The organism is Dactylosporangium sp. NPDC051484 (assembly GCF_040689395.1).
Lineage (GTDB): Bacteria > Actinomycetota > Actinomycetes > Mycobacteriales > Micromonosporaceae > Dactylosporangium.
On record NZ_JBFAZX010000035.1, the window covers coordinates 22314 to 42445 of the forward strand.

The 20132-nt window shown below is 69.3% G+C and carries 16 protein-coding genes; 6 read left to right on the forward strand and 10 right to left on the reverse strand.

Features of this window, described 5'->3' with window-relative positions; genetic code table 11:
- Window positions 1-38 precede the first annotated feature (38 nt).
- Window positions 39-386: a cupredoxin domain-containing protein gene (locus AB0367_RS33630; protein WP_366230524.1), complete on the reverse strand. Its 348-nt coding sequence runs from the start codon at window positions 384-386 to the stop codon at window positions 39-41.
- A gap of 235 nt (window positions 387-621) precedes the next feature.
- Here AB0367_RS33630 and AB0367_RS33635 point away from each other — a divergent pair, with 235 nt between their 5' ends.
- The 4 genes from AB0367_RS33635 (at window position 622) to AB0367_RS33650 (ending at window position 9169) form a co-directional block, all read left to right on the forward strand.
- The gene (locus tag AB0367_RS33635) at window positions 622-7527 is read left to right on the forward strand and encodes a PKD domain-containing protein (RefSeq protein WP_366230525.1); all 6906 of its coding nucleotides are present in this window, start codon (window positions 622-624) and stop codon (window positions 7525-7527) included.
- 125 nt (window positions 7528-7652) lie between these two features.
- Window positions 7653-7994 (forward strand): metalloregulator ArsR/SmtB family transcription factor, encoded by a 342-nt coding sequence (locus tag AB0367_RS33640; RefSeq protein WP_366230526.1) that lies wholly within the window; start codon window positions 7653-7655, stop codon window positions 7992-7994.
- 3 nt (window positions 7995-7997) lie between these two features.
- Complete coding sequence (locus AB0367_RS33645) at window positions 7998-8504, forward strand: SRPBCC family protein (protein ID WP_366230527.1); 507 nt, start codon at window positions 7998-8000, stop codon at window positions 8502-8504.
- On the forward strand, window positions 8504-9169 hold the full coding sequence (locus tag AB0367_RS33650) for a dihydrofolate reductase family protein (protein ID WP_366230528.1): 666 nt from the start codon (window positions 8504-8506) through the stop codon (window positions 9167-9169). Before AB0367_RS33645 ends, AB0367_RS33650 begins: the two co-directional genes overlap by 1 nt.
- 23 nt (window positions 9170-9192) lie before the next feature.
- Here AB0367_RS33650 and AB0367_RS33655 read toward each other — a convergent pair whose 3' ends face one another.
- From AB0367_RS33655 to AB0367_RS33685, 7 genes are all read right to left on the reverse strand, one after another.
- A complete protein-coding gene (locus tag AB0367_RS33655) occupies window positions 9193-10164 on the reverse strand; it encodes an NADPH:quinone reductase (RefSeq protein WP_366230529.1) in 972 nt (323 codons plus the stop codon).
- 61 nt (window positions 10165-10225) lie between these two features.
- Window positions 10226-11023: an SDR family oxidoreductase gene (locus tag AB0367_RS33660; RefSeq protein ID WP_366230530.1), complete on the reverse strand. Its 798-nt coding sequence runs from the start codon at window positions 11021-11023 to the stop codon at window positions 10226-10228.
- Window positions 11020-11871, reverse strand: a complete 852-nt coding sequence (locus AB0367_RS33665; RefSeq protein WP_366230531.1) for a methyltransferase domain-containing protein — start codon at window positions 11869-11871, stop codon at window positions 11020-11022. The genes AB0367_RS33660 and AB0367_RS33665 overlap by 4 nt, the downstream gene beginning before the upstream one ends.
- A gap of 4 nt (window positions 11872-11875) precedes the next feature.
- Window positions 11876-12748 carry a sugar phosphate isomerase/epimerase family protein gene (locus AB0367_RS33670; RefSeq protein ID WP_366230532.1) on the reverse strand — a complete coding sequence of 291 codons (873 nt, stop codon included), beginning with the start codon at window positions 12746-12748 and terminating at the stop codon, window positions 11876-11878.
- The gene (locus AB0367_RS33675; protein ID WP_366230533.1) at window positions 12745-13665 is read right to left on the reverse strand and encodes a sugar phosphate isomerase/epimerase family protein; all 921 of its coding nucleotides are present in this window, start codon (window positions 13663-13665) and stop codon (window positions 12745-12747) included. Before AB0367_RS33675 ends, AB0367_RS33670 begins: the two co-directional genes overlap by 4 nt.
- On the reverse strand, window positions 13662-14525 hold the full coding sequence (locus tag AB0367_RS33680; protein WP_366230534.1) for an alpha/beta hydrolase: 864 nt from the start codon (window positions 14523-14525) through the stop codon (window positions 13662-13664). Before AB0367_RS33680 ends, AB0367_RS33675 begins: the two co-directional genes overlap by 4 nt.
- A 179-nt stretch (window positions 14526-14704) precedes the next feature.
- Window positions 14705-15529: an IclR family transcriptional regulator gene (locus AB0367_RS33685; RefSeq protein WP_366230535.1), complete on the reverse strand. Its 825-nt coding sequence runs from the start codon at window positions 15527-15529 to the stop codon at window positions 14705-14707.
- A gap of 215 nt (window positions 15530-15744) precedes the next feature.
- Between AB0367_RS33685 and AB0367_RS33690 the strand changes: the two genes are divergently transcribed.
- Together AB0367_RS33690 and AB0367_RS33695 are read left to right on the forward strand one after the other, a co-directional pair.
- Window positions 15745-17001, forward strand: a complete 1257-nt coding sequence (locus AB0367_RS33690; RefSeq protein ID WP_366230536.1) for a flavin-dependent oxidoreductase — start codon at window positions 15745-15747, stop codon at window positions 16999-17001.
- 63 nt (window positions 17002-17064) lie between these two features.
- Window positions 17065-18441, forward strand: a complete 1377-nt coding sequence (locus AB0367_RS33695) for an MFS transporter (RefSeq protein ID WP_366230537.1) — start codon at window positions 17065-17067, stop codon at window positions 18439-18441.
- A 133-nt stretch (window positions 18442-18574) separates the two neighbouring features.
- On the opposite strand, the gene AB0367_RS33700 is transcribed toward AB0367_RS33695, so the two are convergent.
- Window positions 18575-19252, reverse strand: a complete 678-nt coding sequence (locus AB0367_RS33700) for a maleylpyruvate isomerase family mycothiol-dependent enzyme (RefSeq protein ID WP_366230538.1) — start codon at window positions 19250-19252, stop codon at window positions 18575-18577.
- The gene (locus tag AB0367_RS33705) at window positions 19252-20121 is read right to left on the reverse strand and encodes a fumarylacetoacetate hydrolase family protein (RefSeq protein WP_366230539.1); all 870 of its coding nucleotides are present in this window, start codon (window positions 20119-20121) and stop codon (window positions 19252-19254) included. The genes AB0367_RS33700 and AB0367_RS33705 overlap by 1 nt, the downstream gene beginning before the upstream one ends.
- Window positions 20122-20132: the final 11 nt, after the last annotated feature.

The following is a 20132-nucleotide window of genomic DNA, read 5'->3' on the forward strand; positions in this document are numbered from 1 at the left end:
TGCCAGATGGCGCCCTGGTCGCCGATCAAGGCATCGACCTACGCCTTGACACTGATCGTTCCGGCCATTCCCTGACCTTGGTGATACGCGCAGTAGAACGGATATTCGCCTGTTTTCGGCACGTTGAAGTCGAGTGTCACCGATTTTCCGGCGGGAATTTCGCCGGAATTGACGCCGAGGGTCGGAGACGTGAACGTGTGTTTCATTTCGCCGGTGGTGGCCAGGACGATCCGGACCTTTCCGGGATGTACCGAAATCGTGGACGGGGTGAAGTGGCGCGCCCCGTCGGCGGTCAATTGTACGATTTGCGTGTCCGGCGGCGGCGGGCTGGTCGCGGGCGCCGGTTTCGGCGGTTCTCCGTCGCAGGCGCCCATCAGGCTCGCCATGAGAACCGTTGCCACGACAAGGTTTCGGCGACTTCTCATTCGCGGCATGCTACCAGTCGGCGTGGCCGGAATCTACCGGTCGGAAGTTTTCGCCGGCCATTTCTCCGCCACTGCGGCAGAGAAAGATCGACCGCGCGTTTAACGTCATGCGAAAAACTCCGCACGACTTGTGATGCGGATCAATTTCCGGCTTTACAGTGTCCGAGACACTGTCGTCCATCGATGGAGGTGGCACGTGCCAAGTTCGCTTTTCGACGTCCCTGCTCGCGCCGGCCGATGGCTGGTCGCGGCATTCTTCGGCGGCCTTTTCGGGCTCGCCGTCGCATCGAGCGCGGCCACCGCCGCCGAGCCGCCCACGGTGGCGATCGACCAGGGCGGCTCGCACCGCTACTTCAGCCCTAACGGCGACGCCCAGAGCGACGAGCTGGCGGTCTACTACTGCCTCGCCGCGCCGGCGAACGTGACCGTGACCGTCGAGGACGCGGCCGGCACGCGGGTACGCACCGTGGAGAGCGACGTCTCGCACCCGGGCGGCGCCCCCTGCTACGGCTGGAACACCGCCGCCGTCTGGGACGGCCGCGGCGACGGCGGCACCGTGGTCGCCGACGGCGTGTACACGCTGCGCGTCCACGCGGTCGACGGGACCGGCCAGACCGGCGACGACGCCGTGCAGGTCGGCGTCGACACCCGTACCCCGGGCGCCATCACCGCGCCGGCACCCGCCTCGGCCGTCTCCGGCACCCTGCACTGGACCTTCACCCCGGCAGCCGGTGTCGGCGTGCGGAACGTCAACGCCTACTGCGACGGCACCGACCTCGGCTACGCCGCCACCGCGAACCCGGACGGCACGTTCAGCGGCGCCGGCGACACGACCCTGTGCACCGCCGGCGCCAACCAGATCGGCGCCTCCGTCAGCTGGACCGACCCGTTCGGCAACCCGCAGTTCTGGGTCGCGCCGGCCGTACCGGTCTCGGTCACCAACCCGCCGCGGCTGGTCATCGATCAGGATGCCTCGCATCGGTACTTCACGATCGACGGCGACGGCCAGCAGGACACCGCGTTCGTCTACTACTGCCTGTCCCGCAGCGGGCCGGTCACGATGAGCGTCGCCAACGCCACCGGCGCCGTGGTCCGCACCACCGTCCTCGACGGGTCCGGGTCCCCCACCTGTTACGGCTGGAACGCCGCGGCCGAGTGGGACGGCCGCGACGACGGCGGTGCGCTCGTCGCCGACGGCGTCTACACCGTCCGCCTGCGCACCGCCGACCCGGACGGCCAGGCCGCCGAGGACACGGTCACGGTCGGCGTCGACCAGCACGGCCCCGGCGCGCTGACCGAGCCCGCCGGGGGCGCCACCCTCTCCGGCACCGTCGACTGGGTCTTCACGCCGGCGCCCGGCCACACCGTGGACTCCGTCCAGGTGTACTGCGACGGCGCGAGCGGCTCCTCCAACGGCCTGTCCGGCAGCATCGACACCACCGCGTGCGTCGGCGGCCCGACCACTGTCAACGCCCTCGTGCTGTGGACCGACCCGTTCGGCGCGCAGCAGTACTGGACCGCGCCGCCGGTGCACGTGACCATCGACAACGCACCGACGCTGAAGATCTGGCAGGAGCCGTCGCACCGGTACTTCAGCCCCAACGGCGACACCCAGGACGACGCCCTCGCCATCTACTACTGCCTGTCCGCGCCGGCTGAGGTGACCGCGACCGTCACCGACGGCGCGGGCGCCGTCGTACGTACCATCGCCGGTCCGCCGTTCCCGGGCCGGCAGTGCTCCGGCGGGTGGAACGCCACCGTGACCTGGGACGGGCGGACCGACGCCGGAGCGGTCGCCGCCGACGGCGTCTACACCGTGCGACTCCGCGCCGTCGACGGGGGCGGCCGGGCCGTCGAGGACAGTGTCACGGTCGGCGTCGAGGCCGGCCTGCCGGGCACGCTGACCTCCCCCACGCCGCAGGCCGCGGTCGAGGGGCCGTTCGACTGGGTCTTCACGCCCACCGCGGGAGTCGGCGTCACCGACGTCACCGTCTACTGCGACGGACCCGGCTACGCCACCGTGCGGCAGCCGTCCGCCGACGGCGCGTTCCGCGGCAGGCTCGACAGCACCGCCTGTCCCGATGGGACCAACCAGCTCCGGACCGCGGTCACCTGGCGCGACCCGTTCGGCGCCTACCAGACCTGGTACGGCGACGGCGTGCCGATCACGGTCGACAACGCGCCGCGGCTGACGATCTCGCAGCAGGCTTCGCAGCGGTACTTCAGCCCGAACGGCGACGGCTACGAGGACACGATCGCGGTGCAGTACTGCCTGTCGACCGACGCCGTCGTGCGCCTGACCGTCACCGACGCGACCGGCGCCGTGCGCCGCACCAAGGACGTTGCGCAACAGCACGGCTACCCCGTCTGCTACGGCTACACGAACAACGCGCTCGAGTGGGACGGCAGGGACGCGGCCGGCGCGGTCGTGGCCAACGGCGTGTACACCGTCCGGGTCACCGCCACCACCGCGGGCGGCCGCACCGCCGAGGACAGTGTCCAGGTCGGCGTCGACGCGCGCTCCCCCGGCGGCGTGACCGTGCCGACCCCCGGTGCGGTACTGACCGGGCTGGCCACGGCCGAGTTCCGCCCTGCCGACGGGTTCCAGCTCAGCCAAGTCGACTTCTATCTCAACACCGGCGGCGGGAGCTCCGCGTTCAACCCGTCCCCGGACGGCGTCTGGCGGACCACGTTCTTCACCGGCGGGCTGGTCAGCGGGCCGGCCGTGCTCCAGACCAGGGTGCGCTACCAGGACGCATTCGGCGCCGACCATTCCTGGTACGCGCCGCAGATCCCCGTCGTCATCGACGCGACCTCGGTGCCGCTGAGCGTCACGGCCGAGCCCGCGCGCGGGCCGGCGCCGCTGGCCACCACGCTGAAGATCAGTGCCTCCGAGCCGACGGGACGGGCGCTCGCGTACCGCGTCGACTTCAGCGACGGCACAGCGGTGGCGACCGGCCAGATCGCCGCGCCGTACGACCCGCTCTCCCTCGCGCACACCTACACACAGCCCGGTGTGTATCGGGCCTACATCACCGTCACCGGCCCGTCAGGTGCCGCCGCCTCCAAGACGGTCGACGTGGCGGTGAGCAGCGCGGCCAACACCGCGCCGAGCGCCACCCTCACCGCCGGGCAGACCCGCGGCGTGGCGCCGCTGACGGTCCAGCTCGGCGTGGCGGGCAGCGACCGCGAGGGCGACGCGTTGACGTACACGCTGGACTTCGGCGACGGCACCACCGACCACGGCGCGCTGCCACACGCGGCGGTGACCCACACCTACGTCCGGGCCGGCACGTTCGTCGCCCGGCTCACGGTCAGCGACGGGCGGCTCAGCACGTATCGCACCGTGACCTTCGTCGTCGCCCCCGGCGAGCCCCTCATCGCCGACGCCGGCGACGACGTCAACGCGGTCGTGGACGAGCCGGTGCGCTTCGACGGCGGGGGTTCACGGCCGAGCCTGGGAATCGAGTCGTACCAATGGGCATTCGGCGACGGCGGCAGCGCGTCCGGCGTGGTCGCCGACCACACCTACACCCGTGAGGGCACGTACACGGCGACCCTGACCGTGCGTTCGGCCGCCGAGACGAGCACCGACACCTTGGTCGTCACCGTCAAGCAGAAGCCCGCCGAGGAGGGCCTGGTCGTCACCGTCACCGGCGGCGGCGCCCCGCTCCCGGGCGCCTCGGTGATGCTCGTCGACGCCTCCGGCGCGCGCACCAGCGCCGCCACCGACGCCGACGGCAAGGCCCACCTCAACGCCCTCGGCGACGGCACCTACACCGTCTACGCCTGGCAGGCCGGCTACCTGCCCGGCACCGGCACCGGCACGGTCACCGACGGCAGCGGCACGACGACCGTGAACCTCACGACCGGCCAGGTCGCCGAGACGTCGCTGACATCGCAGCCGCTGACCAAGGACGAGATCGTGGCCGCCGGCATCGACCCGGACGACCCCGGCAACCAGCGGGTCTACCAGTTCAGCATCAGCCTCGCCATCAACACCGAGCCGGTGAAACTGACCGGCTACGCCTCGCCCGGCGGCTTCCCGCTCTGCCCGGACGCCAACGGGGCCGACGCGTCCTGCTCGACGGACCGCCGGACGGCGGGCTTCACCGCCGGCGGCTACGACGTCTCCGTCTCGGTCACCCACGTCCGCGAGAAACCGCAGCTGGTGTGGCTGGTCATGCCCGCGAAGGCGAGCTGGCTCAAGGAGTTCTTCAGCGTCCAGCTGGCCGTGACGAACCTCGCCGGCCCGGACTTCTCGCTCGACGGCGGCGTCGCGACGCTCACCCTGCCCGCGGGGCTGACCCTGGCGCCGACCACCATCCAGCAGCACGCCACGGTCGCCGTCCCCGACGTCTCCGGCGGGCACAGCGCCACGACCGCCTGGCTGGTCCGCGGCGACAAGGAGGGTTTCTACGACCTGAACGCCACCTACGCGGCGACGCTGAGCCCGTTCGGCGAGCCGGTCACCGTCGACGCCCGCACCATCAAGCCCGTGCACGTGTGGGGCGGCTCCGCGGTGACCATCATCGTCGACGCCGAGCAGGACATCTACAACCGCTACCCGTACCGCGTGCGGGTGGGCCTGAAGAACGTGGCCGACGTGCCGATCTACAACGCGGCCGTGCAGATGACCGACCAGCACAGCCCGCACTACCTGCGACAGCCGGGGCAGGCGCTGCGGCAGGAGACCGCCCGGATCGAGCCCGGCGCCATCTTCTGGGCCGACGACTTCATCTTCGCCCCCGACATCGACGGCGAGCTCAACCTCGGCAAGTCGTTCGTGGCCGTGGCGGGCGGCGCCGGCGGCCCGGCCGCGGTGGTGACCAAGCACCCGGCACTGTCGGACCCGGACCACGGCCCGCAGTTGGACGCCGTCGGGCTCGGCATGGGCGTCGGCCTGAAGTGGACGCCGGTGCCAGGCGCCACGGGCTACGAGATCTACCAGACGCCCGACCTCAACACCGAGTTCCCCACCACCCCGGTGGCGACCCTGCCGGCGGGCGTGACCAGGGCCGCCATCCCGCTGCCGAAGGGCGGCTCCGGCTGGTTCGCGGTCAGCGCCATCATCAACGGCAAACGCACGATGGTGCATCCGATCCAGGAGGGGGAAACCAGCGCCCTGCCGGCCGCGCCGACCGTCCAGGCCACGGTGTCCAGCACCGCCTCGTGCGACCAGGACGTCACCGTCACCGCGCACTTCTCCGACGAGTTCTTCGGCCTCACCGGCTACACGGCCACGCTGGACGGCGTCGAGGCGCCGGTCGGCCAAGGCCCGCTCAGCGGCAACGATGCCGTCGCCACCTTCACCATCAAGACCTCCGACCTCACCTCGGCCGGCGCCCGGCTGCGTATCACCGCCACGGACGACGCCCCGGAGACGGGGCCGGAGTGGTCGACGACGGTCGGGTCCGGCTGCAACCCGATCCGGATGCTCGTGCTCGGCGACTCGATCGCCTGGGGTCAGGGCCTCGCACCCAACCACAAGTACCCCGAGCTGGTCAAGGACGCGCTGCACCAGCAGAGCGGCCGGCCGGTCGAGTACACCGACGCGATGAACGTCTCGCACTCCGGCGCCTTCGTCCACGACGGCGCGGGCTGCGCGCCCGGCCTGCGCGCCACGGCGGGGTACTACGGGGGCGAGGTACCCACGAGCAGCCCCGACATCGGCGTCTGCCAGGCCCAGCAGGTGCGCGACAAGGAGGCCGACGTCATTCTCGTGGACGGCTGCATCAACGACGTCGGCGTGGACAAGATCCTGAACCCCCTGGTCGGCCTGCAAGACCTGCGCGACTCCATAACGCAGCGCTGCGGGGCACCGGTCGAGCAGATGCTGCGGACCCTGCACAGCGACCATCCCGAGGCGACGATCATCTACACCGGCTACTACCCGATCTTCGACCGCGGCCTGGTCGCGGCGGAGCAGCTGGTCCTGGCCGACCGGCTCGGCAAGTCCCGCGACTGGCTGCGCGCGGTGGCCGACCTGGGCGCGAACACGCTCATCGAGCGCTCGGCGACCTTCGACCGCGACTTCCGCAACCTCGCCCAGCAGCACGTCGCCGCGCTCGACCCGAATCACACCTGGCTGCACTTCGTCGACCCGGGCTTCGGCCCCGGCGACGGCCTGTTCGACGCCGACAGCAAGCTCTTCTCGGGCCTCGACGACGAGGTGGTCGGCAGCCGCGTGGGCGCCTGCCTGACCGTGTTCCAGTTCGCCCCGTGCCCCATCGCCTCCATCGGGCACCCGAACCGGGCCGGCGCGCGCCGGTACGCCGACGCGATCATGGGCAGGCTGACCACCGGTTCGGCCAGGCTCACCGGCATCAGCGTGGCGCCGGTGACGGTGGCCAAAGGCCGCACGCAGCAGCTGAACGTCACCGCCGTCTACAGCGACGGCTCCACCCGGGACGCCGGCGCGCTCGTCACCGCCACCAGCAAGTCGACCACGATCGCGACGGTCGACCCGACCACGCTGCAGGTGACGGGCGTCGCCAAGGGCAAGACCACGATCACCGTCACCCTCGGCGCCGACCCGGCGATCAAGGCGACGGCCCAGGTCGAGGTGACCGCGCCGGACGTGGCGAGCGTGTCGCTCTCGCCGCCGACGCCGAACGTGCTGAACGGCAAGACGGTCCGGCTGACCGCCGTGCTGACGATGTCCGACGGCACGACCAAGAACGCCAGCAACGCCAAGGTCACCTGGACCAGCGGCAACCCGGCGACCGCCACGGTGTCGGACGCCGGCGTGGTCAAGGGCCTGTTCGCCGGCCAGGTCTGGATCACCGCCGCCTACCGGGAGGACGCCGCCTCGACGCCGATGGTGGCCTCGACCCTGGTGACCGTCTCGCCGGCCGCGCCGACGATCACCGACTTCAGCCCGTACGGCGGCTACGAGGGCGCGGTGGTGACCGTTGAAGGCACCGACTTCCTCGGCGCGACCTCGGTAACCCTCGGTGGCGTGGAGATCACCCAGTTCACCGTGGTGTCCAGCACCACCATCACCTTCGTCGCCCCGCCCAACGCCAGAACCGGCTACATCACCGTGACCACGCCGCTGGGCACCGCTCGAAGCGTCGGAAGGTTCAGCTTCGTGACGTGACGGCTTCGGCCCTGCGGCGCACGCCGGTGCGCCGCAGGGCCCAAGCGGTTATCCGGCCGGGTTCTGGTCCGCGACTTCACCCATCCCGGCTTGACGCATTCCCTTATCGGAATATGATGGCCGCTATGGCACGAGCAGCGACGACGTCGGACGTCTTCAACGCGATCGCCGAGCCGCAGCGCCGGGACATCCTGGCGCTCCTGCGGGCGGGTGAGCGGCCGGTGAACGACCTGGCCCAGGAGCTGGGGATGAGCCAGCCGCGGGCGTCCAAGCACCTGCGGGTGCTCCGGGAGGTCGGGCTGGTGCGGGACCGCAAGGCAGGCAAGCAGCGCCTCTACGGCCTTGACGCCCGCGGGCTGCGGCCGGTCCACGAGTGGGCCGGCGGATTCGAGCGGTTCTGGAACGACAGTTTCGACCGGCTGGACGCATACGTGCAGGACCTGAAGCAGGCAAGACAGGAGGAGTAGCCGATGAGCTCGACGGAAAGAGGAGCGCCGGCGCAGTCCGCGACGGCCGACCGCGAGATCCTCATCTCCCGGGGCATCGACGCCCCGCGAGAGCTGGTGTTCGAGGCGTTCACCGAGGTCCGGCACCTGTCGCGGTGGTGGGGACCGGAGGGGTTCACCACCACCACACGGGCGTTCGAGTTCCGCATCGGTGGGGAATGGGACTTCGTGATGCACGGACCGGACGGGACGGACTACCAGGAGTGGATCACCTGGACAGAGATCACCCCGCCGGAGCGGATCGCGCTGTTGCACGGTGAGTCCCGCGACGACCCGAACGCCTTCGAGTCGGTCCTGACGTTCGAACCGGACGGCGCGGCGACCCGGATGCAGATGCGCACGGTGTTCCCCACCAAGGAACTGCGCGACGAGGCGGTCGAGAAGTACCACGCGATCGAGGGCGGCCAGCAGACCCTGAGCCACCTGGCTGCCTACGTCACCGAGATCGTTCGGAAGGGAGCTGAGGGCTGATGGCCGGGAAGGTGTTCTTCAGCGTGACGATGTCGCTCGACGGCTTCATGGCGCCGGAGGCCGTGCCTGTCGAGGACGTCTTCTCACCCGAAGGTCAGAGCGACCCGAGGGTCCAGCGCTGGATGACGAAGTGGTCGGAGCTTCAGGCGTGGGTGTTCCCGCAGCGGTGGTTCCGGGAGAACCTCAAGCTCGGCGAGGGCGGCGAGGAAGGACTCGACAACGACATCGTGCGGGAGACGTTCGAGCGCACCGGCGCGAGCGTCATGGGCAAGCGCATGTTCGACGCCGGCGAGCAGGCGTGGCCGGAGGAGGCGCCGTTCCACACGCCGGTCTTCGTCGTGACGCACGAGAAGCGCGACCCCTGGCAGCGGCCGGGCGGGACCACGTTCCACTTCGTCAACGACGGCATCGAGCCCGCGCTCGACCAGGCCCGCGAGGCCGCCGGCGACCGCGACGTCCGCATCGCCGGCGGCGCCGAGACGATCCTTGAGTACGTCAACGCCGGTCTGATCGACGAGTTCTCGATCGCGCTGGCGCCCGTGCTGTTCGGCTCCGGAATCCGCCTGTTCGAGGGTGTGGACGCGGCCCGCGTGGCCTTGGAGCCGGTCCGCGTGGAGCCCTCCCCGAGGGTGACGCACCTGACCTACGCCGTACACCCCCGGTAGCCCGCTCATGCGATTCCCTTGTCCTACGGGACGTCGATGATCACCTTGCCGAAGATGCCCCCGGCGAGCGCGTCGTGAGCTGCTGCGGTCTCCTCAAGGGCAAATCGGTGGATCGGGTAGCCGCGCAGGTAGCCGGCGTCGAGGGCTTCGTTGATGCCTTCCACTGCCTTCGTGACCGACTCGCGGGGAAGCCAGTAGAGTCCGGTGAACTCCAGGCGGCCGTTGAGGTTGATGAAGGAGCGCACCGGCAGATCCGAGGGGGCCGGCCCCTCGGTCGCGTAGATGGCGATGGTGCCGCTCGGCGCGAGCACGGCCAGATCGCGTTCGATGTTCGCACCGAGCGCGGGCTCGACGATCCGGATCGCCTTCTCCGGAATCAGACCTCTCGCAACGGCGAGGTTGTCCGGATGTGTCGGGTCAAGCGTGTCGTCAGCGCCGAGCCTCTTCGCCAGGTCGCGCTTCTCGGCCGAGCTCGTGGAAACGACGACTCGAGCTCCCGCCCAGGTCGCCAGCTGAAGGGCCGCGAAGCCGACGGCGCCGAAGCCGTTCACCAGCACCGTCCCGCCCTTGAGCGCACCCAGGTTTCCGAGCAGGTTGTGGGCGGTGATGGCCGGCACCCCGAGCGAGGCCCCGACTTCGTCTGGCACGTCGTCGGGCAGTGGCACCGCGAGCCGGTCCGGGACGGTCGTCCACTGCGCCGCTGTCCCCCCGGGGCGCTGCCAGGCAGCGAAGTAGAGCCACACCCGCTGGCCGATGCGGGCCGGGTCGACTCCCTCCCCTACCGCGTCGATGACGCCGGCACCGTCGTGATGGGGAATGGTTCGCTCGCCGGAGGCCTCGTAGACGGCACGGGCGCGTGACTTCCAGTCGCTCGGGTTGACACCCGACTTCGCGATCCGGACGCGTACCTCCCCGGCAGCGGGCTCGGGAGTGGGCAGTTCGCCGTACTCGAGTACCGACGATGGACCAGGCTTCGTGAAGCTGATCGCCTTCATGGAGGCTCCTCGCGTGTGCGCTGAGATGCGGGTTGAAAGATGCGGCGTTGGAAGGCGGGTGTCAGAAGACGCGGGGAGTGGCCTGAGCGTTGGTGAGGCCGCCGTCGACGGTGAGGATCTGACCGGTGATGTAGCTCGCGAGCGGCGACACGAGAAACGCGAGTGGTCCCGCCATCTCCGAGGGATCGGCCGCGAATCCGCGGGGAATCTCCGCGTCGACGATGCGCCATGCCTCCTCCCCCAGCTTCTCCAGCAGGCGTGGTGTCTTGGTCCAGCCCGGAGCGATGGCGTTGACGCGCACGCCCTGGGGTCCGAGCTCGTCGGCCAGCGCACGGACGAGCTGGTGAAGGGCGGCCTTGACCACGCCGTAGGCGCCTTGCCGCGGCACGTGCCTGTTGCCCGAGATCGACCCGACGAAGGCGAGCGACTCGGGAAGCTCGGGAAGCTCGTGGATCAGGTTGGCGACGTGGACGGCGTGCCGGAGGTTGATGTCGAGCTGGAACTCCCAATCGCTCGGCGTCATGTCCTTGAAGTCGCCGATCCAGGCCGTGCCGATGATGTCCACGATGGAGGTCGGGGAGCCGCCGAGCTCGGTCACCGCTGCCGTCAAGCAACGGCCGAGGTCGTCGGGGTCCATCACGTTGCAGGCCATCGGGATGGCTCCGGACTCCGCGGCGACAGTCTCGGCAAGGGCCTGCTCACGGTCGACACACACCACCGTGGCGCCGAGCTGGCTGAGCGCGTGCACGGTCTGGCGGCCCATGCCGGCACCCCCTCCGAGGACCACGATGCGTTGCCCGTCCAGCGCGGCGCGAGCCCGGTAGTCGGGGACATCGGCGGGACGGCGATTGGTGCTCACCTGGACTCCTTCGGGGGGCGTGTGCCCGATGCCACGAGAAAGGACACCGGTACTTCGTAGTGGTCGCCACTGCGGTAGGGCTCGAGCGCGGCGGCGAGTGCGGTGACGAGCCGCTGACGGGTGGCGGTGGATTGCGCCGACAGGATCGTGCCGGCTCGTACGGTGCTCTCGGCGAAGCTGTCGAAGAGGTCCTGAGCGCTCGGCAGGTCGTGGCTCAGGTCGAGCGTCTTGACGGTCACGTCAACGAGGCCGGCCTCGCTCAGCAGGACCCGGAGCTTCTCGGCTGAGGACAGGTCGAAGAGTCCGGGACCAGGCGGCATCGGAGGTGGTGCGATCTGGACGCTCCCGAGTGCCTCTCCGAACACGCTGGCGAAGCGTGCCTTGGCCGGCTCGTCGTAGACCGAGGTGACGAAGCGTCCGCCGGGCTTGAGCACTCGGACCGCCTCGGCGACCATCACCTCCGGCATCGCGGTGTGGAGCAGGACGAAGCCGGAGGTCACGATGTCGAAGTGACCGTCGCCGTAGGGCAGGGCGCGGGCGTCCGCCGCGTCGAACCTGATCTCGGGGTGGAGTGTGCGCGCGAGCCTGAGCATGGGCTCGGAGATGTCGCAGCCAGTGACGCGCAGCCCCTGCCGTGCTGCTGCCGCCGCGACGTAGCCGGGACCGGTTCCGACGTCGAGCAGCGTGTCAGACGGTTGGGGGCGCGCGGAGGCGACGATGTCGGGTGCGGCACGACTGGTCAGCGGGCCGAGTCTTTCGTGGTACGCGGAGCCGAGCTTGGACCATCCATCGATCTCGAATTCGTCGAATGCCCGCGCCGTGGCCTCGACTTCGTGGGACGCGTTCATGGCTTCAGGCCTCCCCTGACAGGCTGCCGAGAGTGCGCAGCATCCGTTCCTTGCCCAGGCGCAGGAGTTCCAGGTGGGGCATCCGCCACAGCGAGTCCTCCAGTTCGACGCCGAAGGTGCCGTCGTCGGAGAACACCTCCAGCTCCCACCAGCCCTGATATCCGCCCGCCTGCAATGCGTTGGCGATCGCCGGCGCCTGGCTGAGCCCATCGCCCGGGAGCAGGCGGTCCGCCCAGGTGCGCTGGGGCGATCTGACGTCGTTGAGCTGGGCGTACAGCACACGTGACGCGTTCTTGGTCAAGACGGGGTCGCGGTCGGCTTCGTCCCAGACATGCTGCACGTCGATGAGCAGGCCGATGTTGGACAGTCCGAGCTCGTCCAGGAGCGCCACCGCTGTCGGGACGTCGGGGATGGCGGATCCTCGGCGCAGCGGCATCACTTCCAGCGCGACGTCCATACCGTAGGCGGCGGCTGTCTTCGCGATCCGCGCGAGTGGTTCGGCGATCTCGTCCGGTGTGCCGGCCGGGTTGGTCGGATCACCGCTGCGGCCGCCACCGACCACGACGCCGAGCGGCGAGAACTTCGCCAGCCGCTCGACGCTCGCGCAGATGGCCTCGACGCGAGCAGAGATGTCCGTGAGCTGGCCGGGCTGGTCGAGCGGACCCGGGATGATCGGCCAGATACTGGGCGTGACGAAGGTCGACACCAGGCCGGCGGCCTCCATGGCCTCGAGGGCGCGAGCGTCGATCCCCTCGGGCATCTTGATCTCGTCGAGACCGATCCCGTCGTACCCGAGAGCTTGCGCCTGGGAGACGTCGGCGAAGAAGTCGTTGTGCGGGGTCATCCGCTGGTTGAGGGCGAGCTTCGTTCGGGTCACCGTCCTCGGCTCCTTCGCTGCATCGCGGCTGCGAGGTCTGTGGCTTCCTGCCAGACCGTCTCGAAGTGTTGACGTCCCATACGGAGGAACTCCGCGTGGGGCATGTGCCAGTAGGAATCGGGGAAGTCGTTGCCGAAGGTGCCGTCGTCGGAGAAGACCTCGAACTCCCACCATCCGCGGTAGCCGGCGTCGAGGAGGTTCGCGACCCAGGGGACCGCGGTCGCGCGGCCCAGGCCGGGCATCTCGCGGTCAAGCCCGCTGCGCTCGTCGATGCGGACATCGCAGACCTGAGCAGCGATGACCCTGTCGATGTGTTCGTGGATGTGCTCGTAGAGCCCTTCTTCGGGCCAACTGTGGAAGTTGTCCAGGGCAAGGCCGACGTTGGGCCGGTTGATCGCGTCCATGACCGCGACCATGTCGGGGATCGTGGAGATGGCCGATCCTCGCCGCTGGCCGAGCAACTCGAACGCGATCTGTTGACCGAACTCAGCCGCTACGTCGGCAATGATCGGCAACGCCTCGTAGACGTCCTCCACGGGACCGGCCGGGTGGATCGGATCGCCGGTCGCGCCGGGCGCGATCACGATCGCGACAGGGTTGAACCGAGCGAGGCGCTCGATGCTGGCCGCGATCATGTCGACGCGCTGCTGGAGAGAGAGCTTCAGTTGCGAGGCTGGACCGAACGGCATTCCCAGCAGGGTGTGGCTTCGCGGCACGCAGAAGGTGGAGACGAGGCCGGCTTGCTCCATCGCGTCGTGAAGCTCGTTCTCCCGGCCGGTCTCTATCTTGAGTTCGGAGAGGCCGATGCCATCAGCGCCGGTCGCCACCGCGTCGCGGATGTCGTCGAACGCATCGTTGTGGGGGGTGCAGTAGGCCGTGAACGAGAACCGGGGCCGCTCGAGTGCGGGTGCGGTCATGTGAGACCCTTCGCATGCATGTCGCGGATGATCCCGGCCAGGACCTCCGGCTGCTCCTCGGGAACGTAATGGCCCGAGGACTCGACCACCCGGATGTCGCCGCCCAGAGACATCTCCTCGACCATGGCGCGCACGTCGTCCTGGATCGCGGTCAACGCTCCCGCCACGTAGACAAGAGGGCAGGTCAGCTTGCCACGTTCGTGCAGCTCCGCGCGCACGAGCTCAGAGCTGTAGGGCAACGATCGGTACATCTCCAGCGCCGCGCGCAGCGCTCCGGGCGCGGTGTAGGCGCCAACGTACGAGTCCATCGTGGCACCTGAGACGGCGTCGGGATTGATCAGTCGCGAGCGGATGAAGTACTCCAGGTACTCCCGCTCGCGGCCGGCAATGAGCAGATGCGCCACGTCGGCGTTCTGGTGGAAGGCGACGTGCCAGGTGCGTGGATTGGTCCTGAGCGAGTCACCCAGCGATGTGCCAGGAAGGGGTGCGTCCACCAGGGTGAGGGAACTGACACCGTCACGATGCGTCAACGCGTAGGCGAAGGCGACGTAGGAACCCATGTCATGCCCGCACAGCGTGATCGGTCCGCTGCCGACCTCACGTTCGACGATGGCCCGCACGTCCTCAGCCAGAGCGAAGATGTCATAGCCGCTTGCAGGCCCTGGCACGCCGCCCAGTCCCCGCAGGTCCGGTGCGATGATCGTGTACTCGTCGACGAGGTGCTCGATCACCCCCTCCCATTCCCGCCAGGTCTGGGGAAACCCGTGCAGCAGTACCAGGGGCGGACCGTCTCCGACGACGACATAGTGCGACGTCGCGTCGTTCGCGACCGATCGCGCGTGCCGAGGCCGCGCGCTCATTCCCCACCTCGGAAACCGCCGAGGATGCAGCGCTCGATTGAGCTGCTAGTCGTGGTGATCACGGCGACCCTCTCTGAGATCGAACGCACCCGGTGCTCTTGAGGCGTTGTAGAACCGTAGGGCCGGACCGAGTCACCCATTCGCGAACCTTGGCCGGATTCCGCCTTCCGGAATCAGGGTCAGTTGTCGGCGAGTGGGGAATGCGCCGCACCGCCCGAGGAAACAGGCGACTCCAACGTGAGACCCTGAGCCATCTCCTGCCGCACCGCTTCGGCGGTGTTGCTGAGCTCCCGAACGAGCTCTTGCGTCGATTTCCGGTCGAACCGCGGAGTCGGGATGGCGATCGCGATGCCGGCGAACGCGCGGCCGAAGGGATCGCGCAGGCACATGCCGATCGCGCAGATCCCCACGTCGCTGTCCCCCATGTTGACGGCGTAACCCGTCCGGCGAACCGTCCTGATCTTGCCCTCGAGCGCCACGAGGGTTTGCTTCGCCTCGCGGGCGTCTCCGGTCAAGCCACGCGGATAGATGGATCGCAGGGTCGTCAGCGGGAGCTCAGCGAGCAGAACGATCCCGATGGCGGTCTTGTGAGCGGGCAGCAACATGCCTATCCGATTGCCGACGCGCAGCGCTTGGAAGGACTCCACGCTGTCGAGAAAGCGGGTGCCGTTGCCCTCGAGAACGGCCACGTGGCATGTCTCGCCCACCGCGGCCGCAAGGCGCTCCAGGTGCGGATGGACCAGATCTTCGGTGGCGCGCGGCCTGCCGAGGTGGGGAAGTCGAAAGCGCTCGATGGCCGGGCCGGGCCGGTAAATCTTGTGCGCGTCCTGGACCACGAAGCCGCGGGCGAGCAGTGCGGCCAGGATCCGGTGGGCAGTCGAGCGCGCCACGCCGAGATGGTCGGCGACCTCGATGACCCGCAAGCTGGTGCGCACACTCAGGAGTTCCAGCACACGCAACGCGTTGTCGACCGATGACAGTGTTCCGCCCGTTTGATTCCTCATAGTGGAACGAGCATCGCACGTCGGTGGCGTCGGTCACACGTGGGGGCTGACACCGCGCTGACGCGGGACCGTGCCGTGTCGCGAAGGACGGAATTCTTTGCCGCCATCACTCGCGTTCGCACTCACTTGCACAAGAGTCGTGGCTGCCCCCAGGTACGAGTCCCGGGTGTGGCCGCGTGACGGCCAAGTGCGATGGCAGAGGCGGGAGGCGGAGGATGACGGCGACCAACGGGGTCCTCATCATCGGTGGCGGCATTGGCGGACTTACCTTGGCGCTGCAGCTGGAGCGTGCAGGTATCCGCGCGCGGGTTCTGGAGGCGGTACCGGACCTGAAGCCGCTGGGTGTCGGCATCAACATCCTTCCGCACGCGAGCAAGGAACTCTGGCAGCTGGGCGTGCAGAACGATTTGACGCCCATCTCGGTGCAGACGTCGCAATCGGTCTTCTACAACCGGTTCGGTCAGTTCATCCATGCCGACCCGGCGGGCAACGCGGCTGGCTTTCCTTGGCCGCAGTACTCGATCCATCGTGGCGAGCTCCAGCTCACGCTGGCGAAGTTGGTTCGCGAACGTCTCGGCGAGGAGAGTCTCGTACTCGACGCCAAGGCGACTGGCTTCGTCGACCATGGAGACCGGGTCACCGTACGGACTGTCGACTCCGCGGGTGCGGAGTCGACCTACGACGGCGTGGTCGCAGTCGGTTGCGACGGCGTCCATTCGACGATCCGCAGGATCCTGCACCCCGACGAGGGCGCGTTGCTCTACTCGGGTTACACGATGTGGCGTGGCACAACGCGCATGGCGCCGTACCTCGACGGCGCGAGCATGGTTCGCGTGGGCTGGCTCGAGACCGGCAAGCTCGTCATCTACCCGATCCTGAACTACGACGACGGCACCCAGCTGGTGAACTGGGTGGCCGAGATCGCGGTCCCGCAGCGCACCAACCGCAACTGGAATCAGGTCGCCGAGGATGGTGAGTTCTTCGAGCCCTTCGAGGGATGGGATTTCGACTGGCTCGACATTCCGGCCATGCTCAGGGGCGCCGAACGCGTCTATGAATATCCGATGCTCGACCAGGACTCGCTGCCCTTCTGGACCAAGGGTGGCGTCACCCTGCTCGGGGATGCCGCCCACCCGATGGTGCCCCGCGGTTCCAACGGCGCCGGCCAGGCGATCCTCGACACCCGGGCCCTGACCGATGCGCTCGTGGAAGAGGCGAACCCACGGGCTGCCCTGACGCGCTACGAGCGCGAGCGCCTGCCGCGCACGGCAGAGATCGTTCAGCTCAATCGCGTGAACCCTCCCGACGCCCTGCTTCGTGAGGTGTTCGAACGGACCGGCGATCTGCCCTTCGAAGACATCGCCAATGTGATCTCCCCGAGCGAGGTACAGCAGCTCCTGGACAACTACCGCGCGGTCACCGGCTCCTCACTCGCCTCACTCACCGGTCACGAATCCCGATCCGGCGCCTGAGTGCGTAGCCACAGCGCGCCACCAGCGCGTCCTTGGCTCACATTCGCGGTCGTCGCGCCCGGCGTGGCGTCGTACTGCATGCTGCAGTCGACCGCCGTCACCGCGCTCCCACGAATCCAGGAACAGGTCGGCGCCACCCAGTCGGCCGCTTCTTGGGTGATGACCGCGTTCCTCATCTCGTCATCGGTGGCCACGCCGATTCTCGGCCGCCTGGGCGACGCCTACGGCAAGAAGCGCCTCACACTCGTCACCCTTGTGCTGCTGGCAGCGGGCTCGGTCCTTGCCGCGATCGCCACCAACATAGCCGTACTGATCGTCGCGCGTGTGGTGCAGGGCGTGGCGGGTGGCCTCTTCCCACTGGCCTTCGGCATGGTGCGAGACGAGATGCCGACGCGGCTCGTGCCGATCGGCATCAGCCTCATCTCGTCGCTCATGGCGATCGGTTTCGCGGCCGGCATGATGACGTCAGGGCCGATCCTGCATGCGTTCGGCTACGGCTGGATCTTCCTGCTACCCGGGCTGGTCGCCGCCCTTGCCGCCGTGGCGATGCTCTTCCTGGTCCCGGAATCGCCGACGCGGAGCCGGGAGCGAGTGCCTCTCCTACCCGCGTTGCTCCTGGCGGGCTGGCTCGTGCCACTCCTCGTAGGTGTGACGAGCGCGCCGGCAGCCGGTTGGATCTCGCTGCGGGCACTTGGGCTGATTGCTCTGGCGGTGGTCGCCTGTGCGGTGTGGGCAGTCGTCGAGTGGCGGCTTCCGGTGCCACTCATCGACCTGCGCATGATGACCGTTCGTGGGGTCTGGAGCGCGAACGTCGTGGCACTCACGACGGGACTGGCCATGTTTGCCGGGTTCACCTTCTATCCCCAGTTCTCCCAGGTACCCAGATCGGAAGGTTACGGCCTGGGTGCATCGGTCATCGAGGCCGGCCACATCACGCTGCCCCAGACAGTTGGAGCGTTCGCCCTCGGGTTTCTCGTCCCGATGGTCGCGCGACGAATCGGGACCAGGCAGGTGGTGGTTGCCGGGTCGCTGCTTACCGCCGCAGGCGCCGGGATGGCCGCCTACTTCCACGACGAAACGTGGCAGATGTACGTCGTCTCCGGCCTCACCGGCGTCGGCGTCGCTGCTGTCTACGCCTGCCTCGCGAATGCCGTCGTAGCCGCTGTGAGGCCCGACCAGACGGGCGCGGTGACGGGGATGAACGCGAACATCCGCACGATCGGCGGGGCCTTCGGCTCGGCGATCGCTGCCACCCTGATCGCCGCCAGGACCGGTCCCACCGGCTATCCGGCGGAGCAGGGATACGTCAACGTCTTCACTTTCATCATGATGGCTGCGGTGCTGGCGGCAGCGGCCGGGCTTCTGATTCCATCCGGGGGGCGCCGCACCACGCTCCAGCCGGCAGGCGAACGAGCTGCTGCCCGAAGCACCTCAGCGTAGAAGCGATCGAGACCGCGCACCGACGGCCGACCGCGCCGATCGAAGTCGAGCCACGTGCTCTCGTACTCCGACGATCCGCGGCTGCGGTGCACTCACCTCAGCCGCGGATCGTCGGGGAGACAGCAGCGGTCCTTCAGAGCCAGGACCCGAGCTCGGGCACCTCGACGAGGGTGTGCGGCCGGCCCGCGAGCCAGGCCGCCACCTCGGCGAGAGGGCCGGCGGGCAGTGCGGAGGCGCCGAGGCCACGCTTGGCGCAGATGTCCTCGACCAAGGCCTCGAGGAAGCTCGCCGGGAGGTCGGCGAAGCCGACGCCACGGTCGAGGTCGACGGCGTGCACGAGGACCTCACGCGAGCGCAGCCACGGGATCTCCGTGGCCGGGACGGTGCGCCGCTGGGCGGTCATCACCTCGGCCTGCCACTGGCGCTGCGTGAGCGAGCCCATCGCCTTGTCCAGCGCGTCCGCCGAGTGCCGCACCCAGCCGGTCAGCTCGGCGGCGGTCATCGAGACGCCCCGCTCGATCCCGGCGGCGCGCTCCTCGGCAGAGGCGTACATCGGCGTCACCTCGCCAGTCGCCGCCCAGTGCACCAGGTTGCCCAGCGCGTCGCCGTTGGCGGCCACGTGGGCCACCAGGTGGCGGCGGCTCCAGCCCGGCAGCAGGCTCGCGACGTCGTACTCGGCCTCGGTGAGGCTGTCGGCCGCCTCGACGAAGAGCGCCGTGCCCTGTTGCATCCAGCGCCGCGCGTCGGCGGCGGTCCGCCGGACCGCACTCGCCGAGCCTGCCGAGGCGCCACGCGTCGACACGTCCTCCATCAAGCGTCCCTGACGATGCGGTTCGTGCACGCGCCGAGGCCCTCGATCTCGGTCACGACCGTCTCGCCACCGACCAGGTAGACCTTCGGGTCCCGCGCGTGGCCGACGCCCGCTGGGGTGCCGGTGGCGATGATGTCGCCCGGCTGGAGCGTGATCATCGTGGAGATGTAGGAGACCAGGAAGACCGGGTCGAACAGCAGGTCGCCGGTGTTGTCCCGCTGCATGACCTCGCCGTCCACCACGGTCCTGACCTCAAGGGCCGGGCGGACGCCGCCGACCTCGTCAGGCGTCGTGACGAACGGTCCGACCGGCGTCGTCGCCTCCCAGATCTTGCCCTGCGTCCACTCGATGGTGCGGAACTGCCAGTCGCGCACGGAGACGTCGTTCATGACCGTGAAGCCGGCGATGGCCGCCTCGGCCTCCGCGTCGCCGGCGCGGCGAACCTGCTTGCCCACGACGATGGCGAGCTCGACCTCCCAGTCGAGCGCGTCCGTCTCGGCAGGCCTGGTGACGTCGTCGTTCGCTCCCAGCAGGGTCTCGGCGAACTTCGGAAACAGCGTCGGGTACGACGGCAGTTCCCGGCCCATCTCCTGGATGTGGCCCTTGTAGTTGTGGCCGACGCAGATCACTTTGGACGGCGTCGGCACGACCGGCGCGAAGTCGGCGCCCTCGAGGTCGTAGGTCACGGCTCCCCCGGCCGCGGTGGTCGATGCCGCCCTCGCCTGCCAGTCCGCCTCGGCGAACAGAGCGCCCAGGTCGGCGTACCCGAGGTCGACGAGCACGCCGCGTCCGTCGGGGAGGACCTCGAGCCGCACCGCGCGGGTGCTGCCGGTCCCATGCTCGTGGGTTCGGATGGTCGCGAGCTTCATATGCTGCGGTG

Bases quoted from the DNA above. Each gene is read 5' to 3' on its own strand.
- AB0367_RS33700 (WP_366230538.1), bottom strand. From the start codon at position 19,252: ATGGAGGACGTGTCGACGCGTGGCGCCTCGGCAGGCTCGGCGAGTGCG.
- AB0367_RS33685 (WP_366230535.1), bottom strand. From the start codon at position 15,529: ATGAGGAATCAAACGGGCGGAACACTGTCATCGGTCGACAACGCGTTG.
- AB0367_RS33675 (WP_366230533.1), bottom strand. From the start codon at position 13,665: ATGACCGCACCCGCACTCGAGCGGCCCCGGTTCTCGTTCACGGCCTAC.
- AB0367_RS33705 (WP_366230539.1), bottom strand. From the start codon at position 20,121: ATGAAGCTCGCGACCATCCGAACCCACGAGCATGGGACCGGCAGCACC.
- AB0367_RS33645 (WP_366230527.1), top strand. From the start codon at position 7,998: ATGAGCTCGACGGAAAGAGGAGCGCCGGCGCAGTCCGCGACGGCCGAC.
- AB0367_RS33650 (WP_366230528.1), top strand. From the start codon at position 8,504: ATGGCCGGGAAGGTGTTCTTCAGCGTGACGATGTCGCTCGACGGCTTC.
- AB0367_RS33680 (WP_366230534.1), bottom strand. From the start codon at position 14,525: ATGAGCGCGCGGCCTCGGCACGCGCGATCGGTCGCGAACGACGCGACG.
- AB0367_RS33640 (WP_366230526.1), top strand. From the start codon at position 7,653: ATGGCACGAGCAGCGACGACGTCGGACGTCTTCAACGCGATCGCCGAG.
- AB0367_RS33665 (WP_366230531.1), bottom strand. From the start codon at position 11,871: ATGAACGCGTCCCACGAAGTCGAGGCCACGGCGCGGGCATTCGACGAA.
- AB0367_RS33690 (WP_366230536.1), top strand. From the start codon at position 15,745: ATGACGGCGACCAACGGGGTCCTCATCATCGGTGGCGGCATTGGCGGA.
- AB0367_RS33630 (WP_366230524.1), bottom strand. From the start codon at position 386: ATGGCGAGCCTGATGGGCGCCTGCGACGGAGAACCGCCGAAACCGGCG.
- AB0367_RS33655 (WP_366230529.1), bottom strand. From the start codon at position 10,164: ATGAAGGCGATCAGCTTCACGAAGCCTGGTCCATCGTCGGTACTCGAG.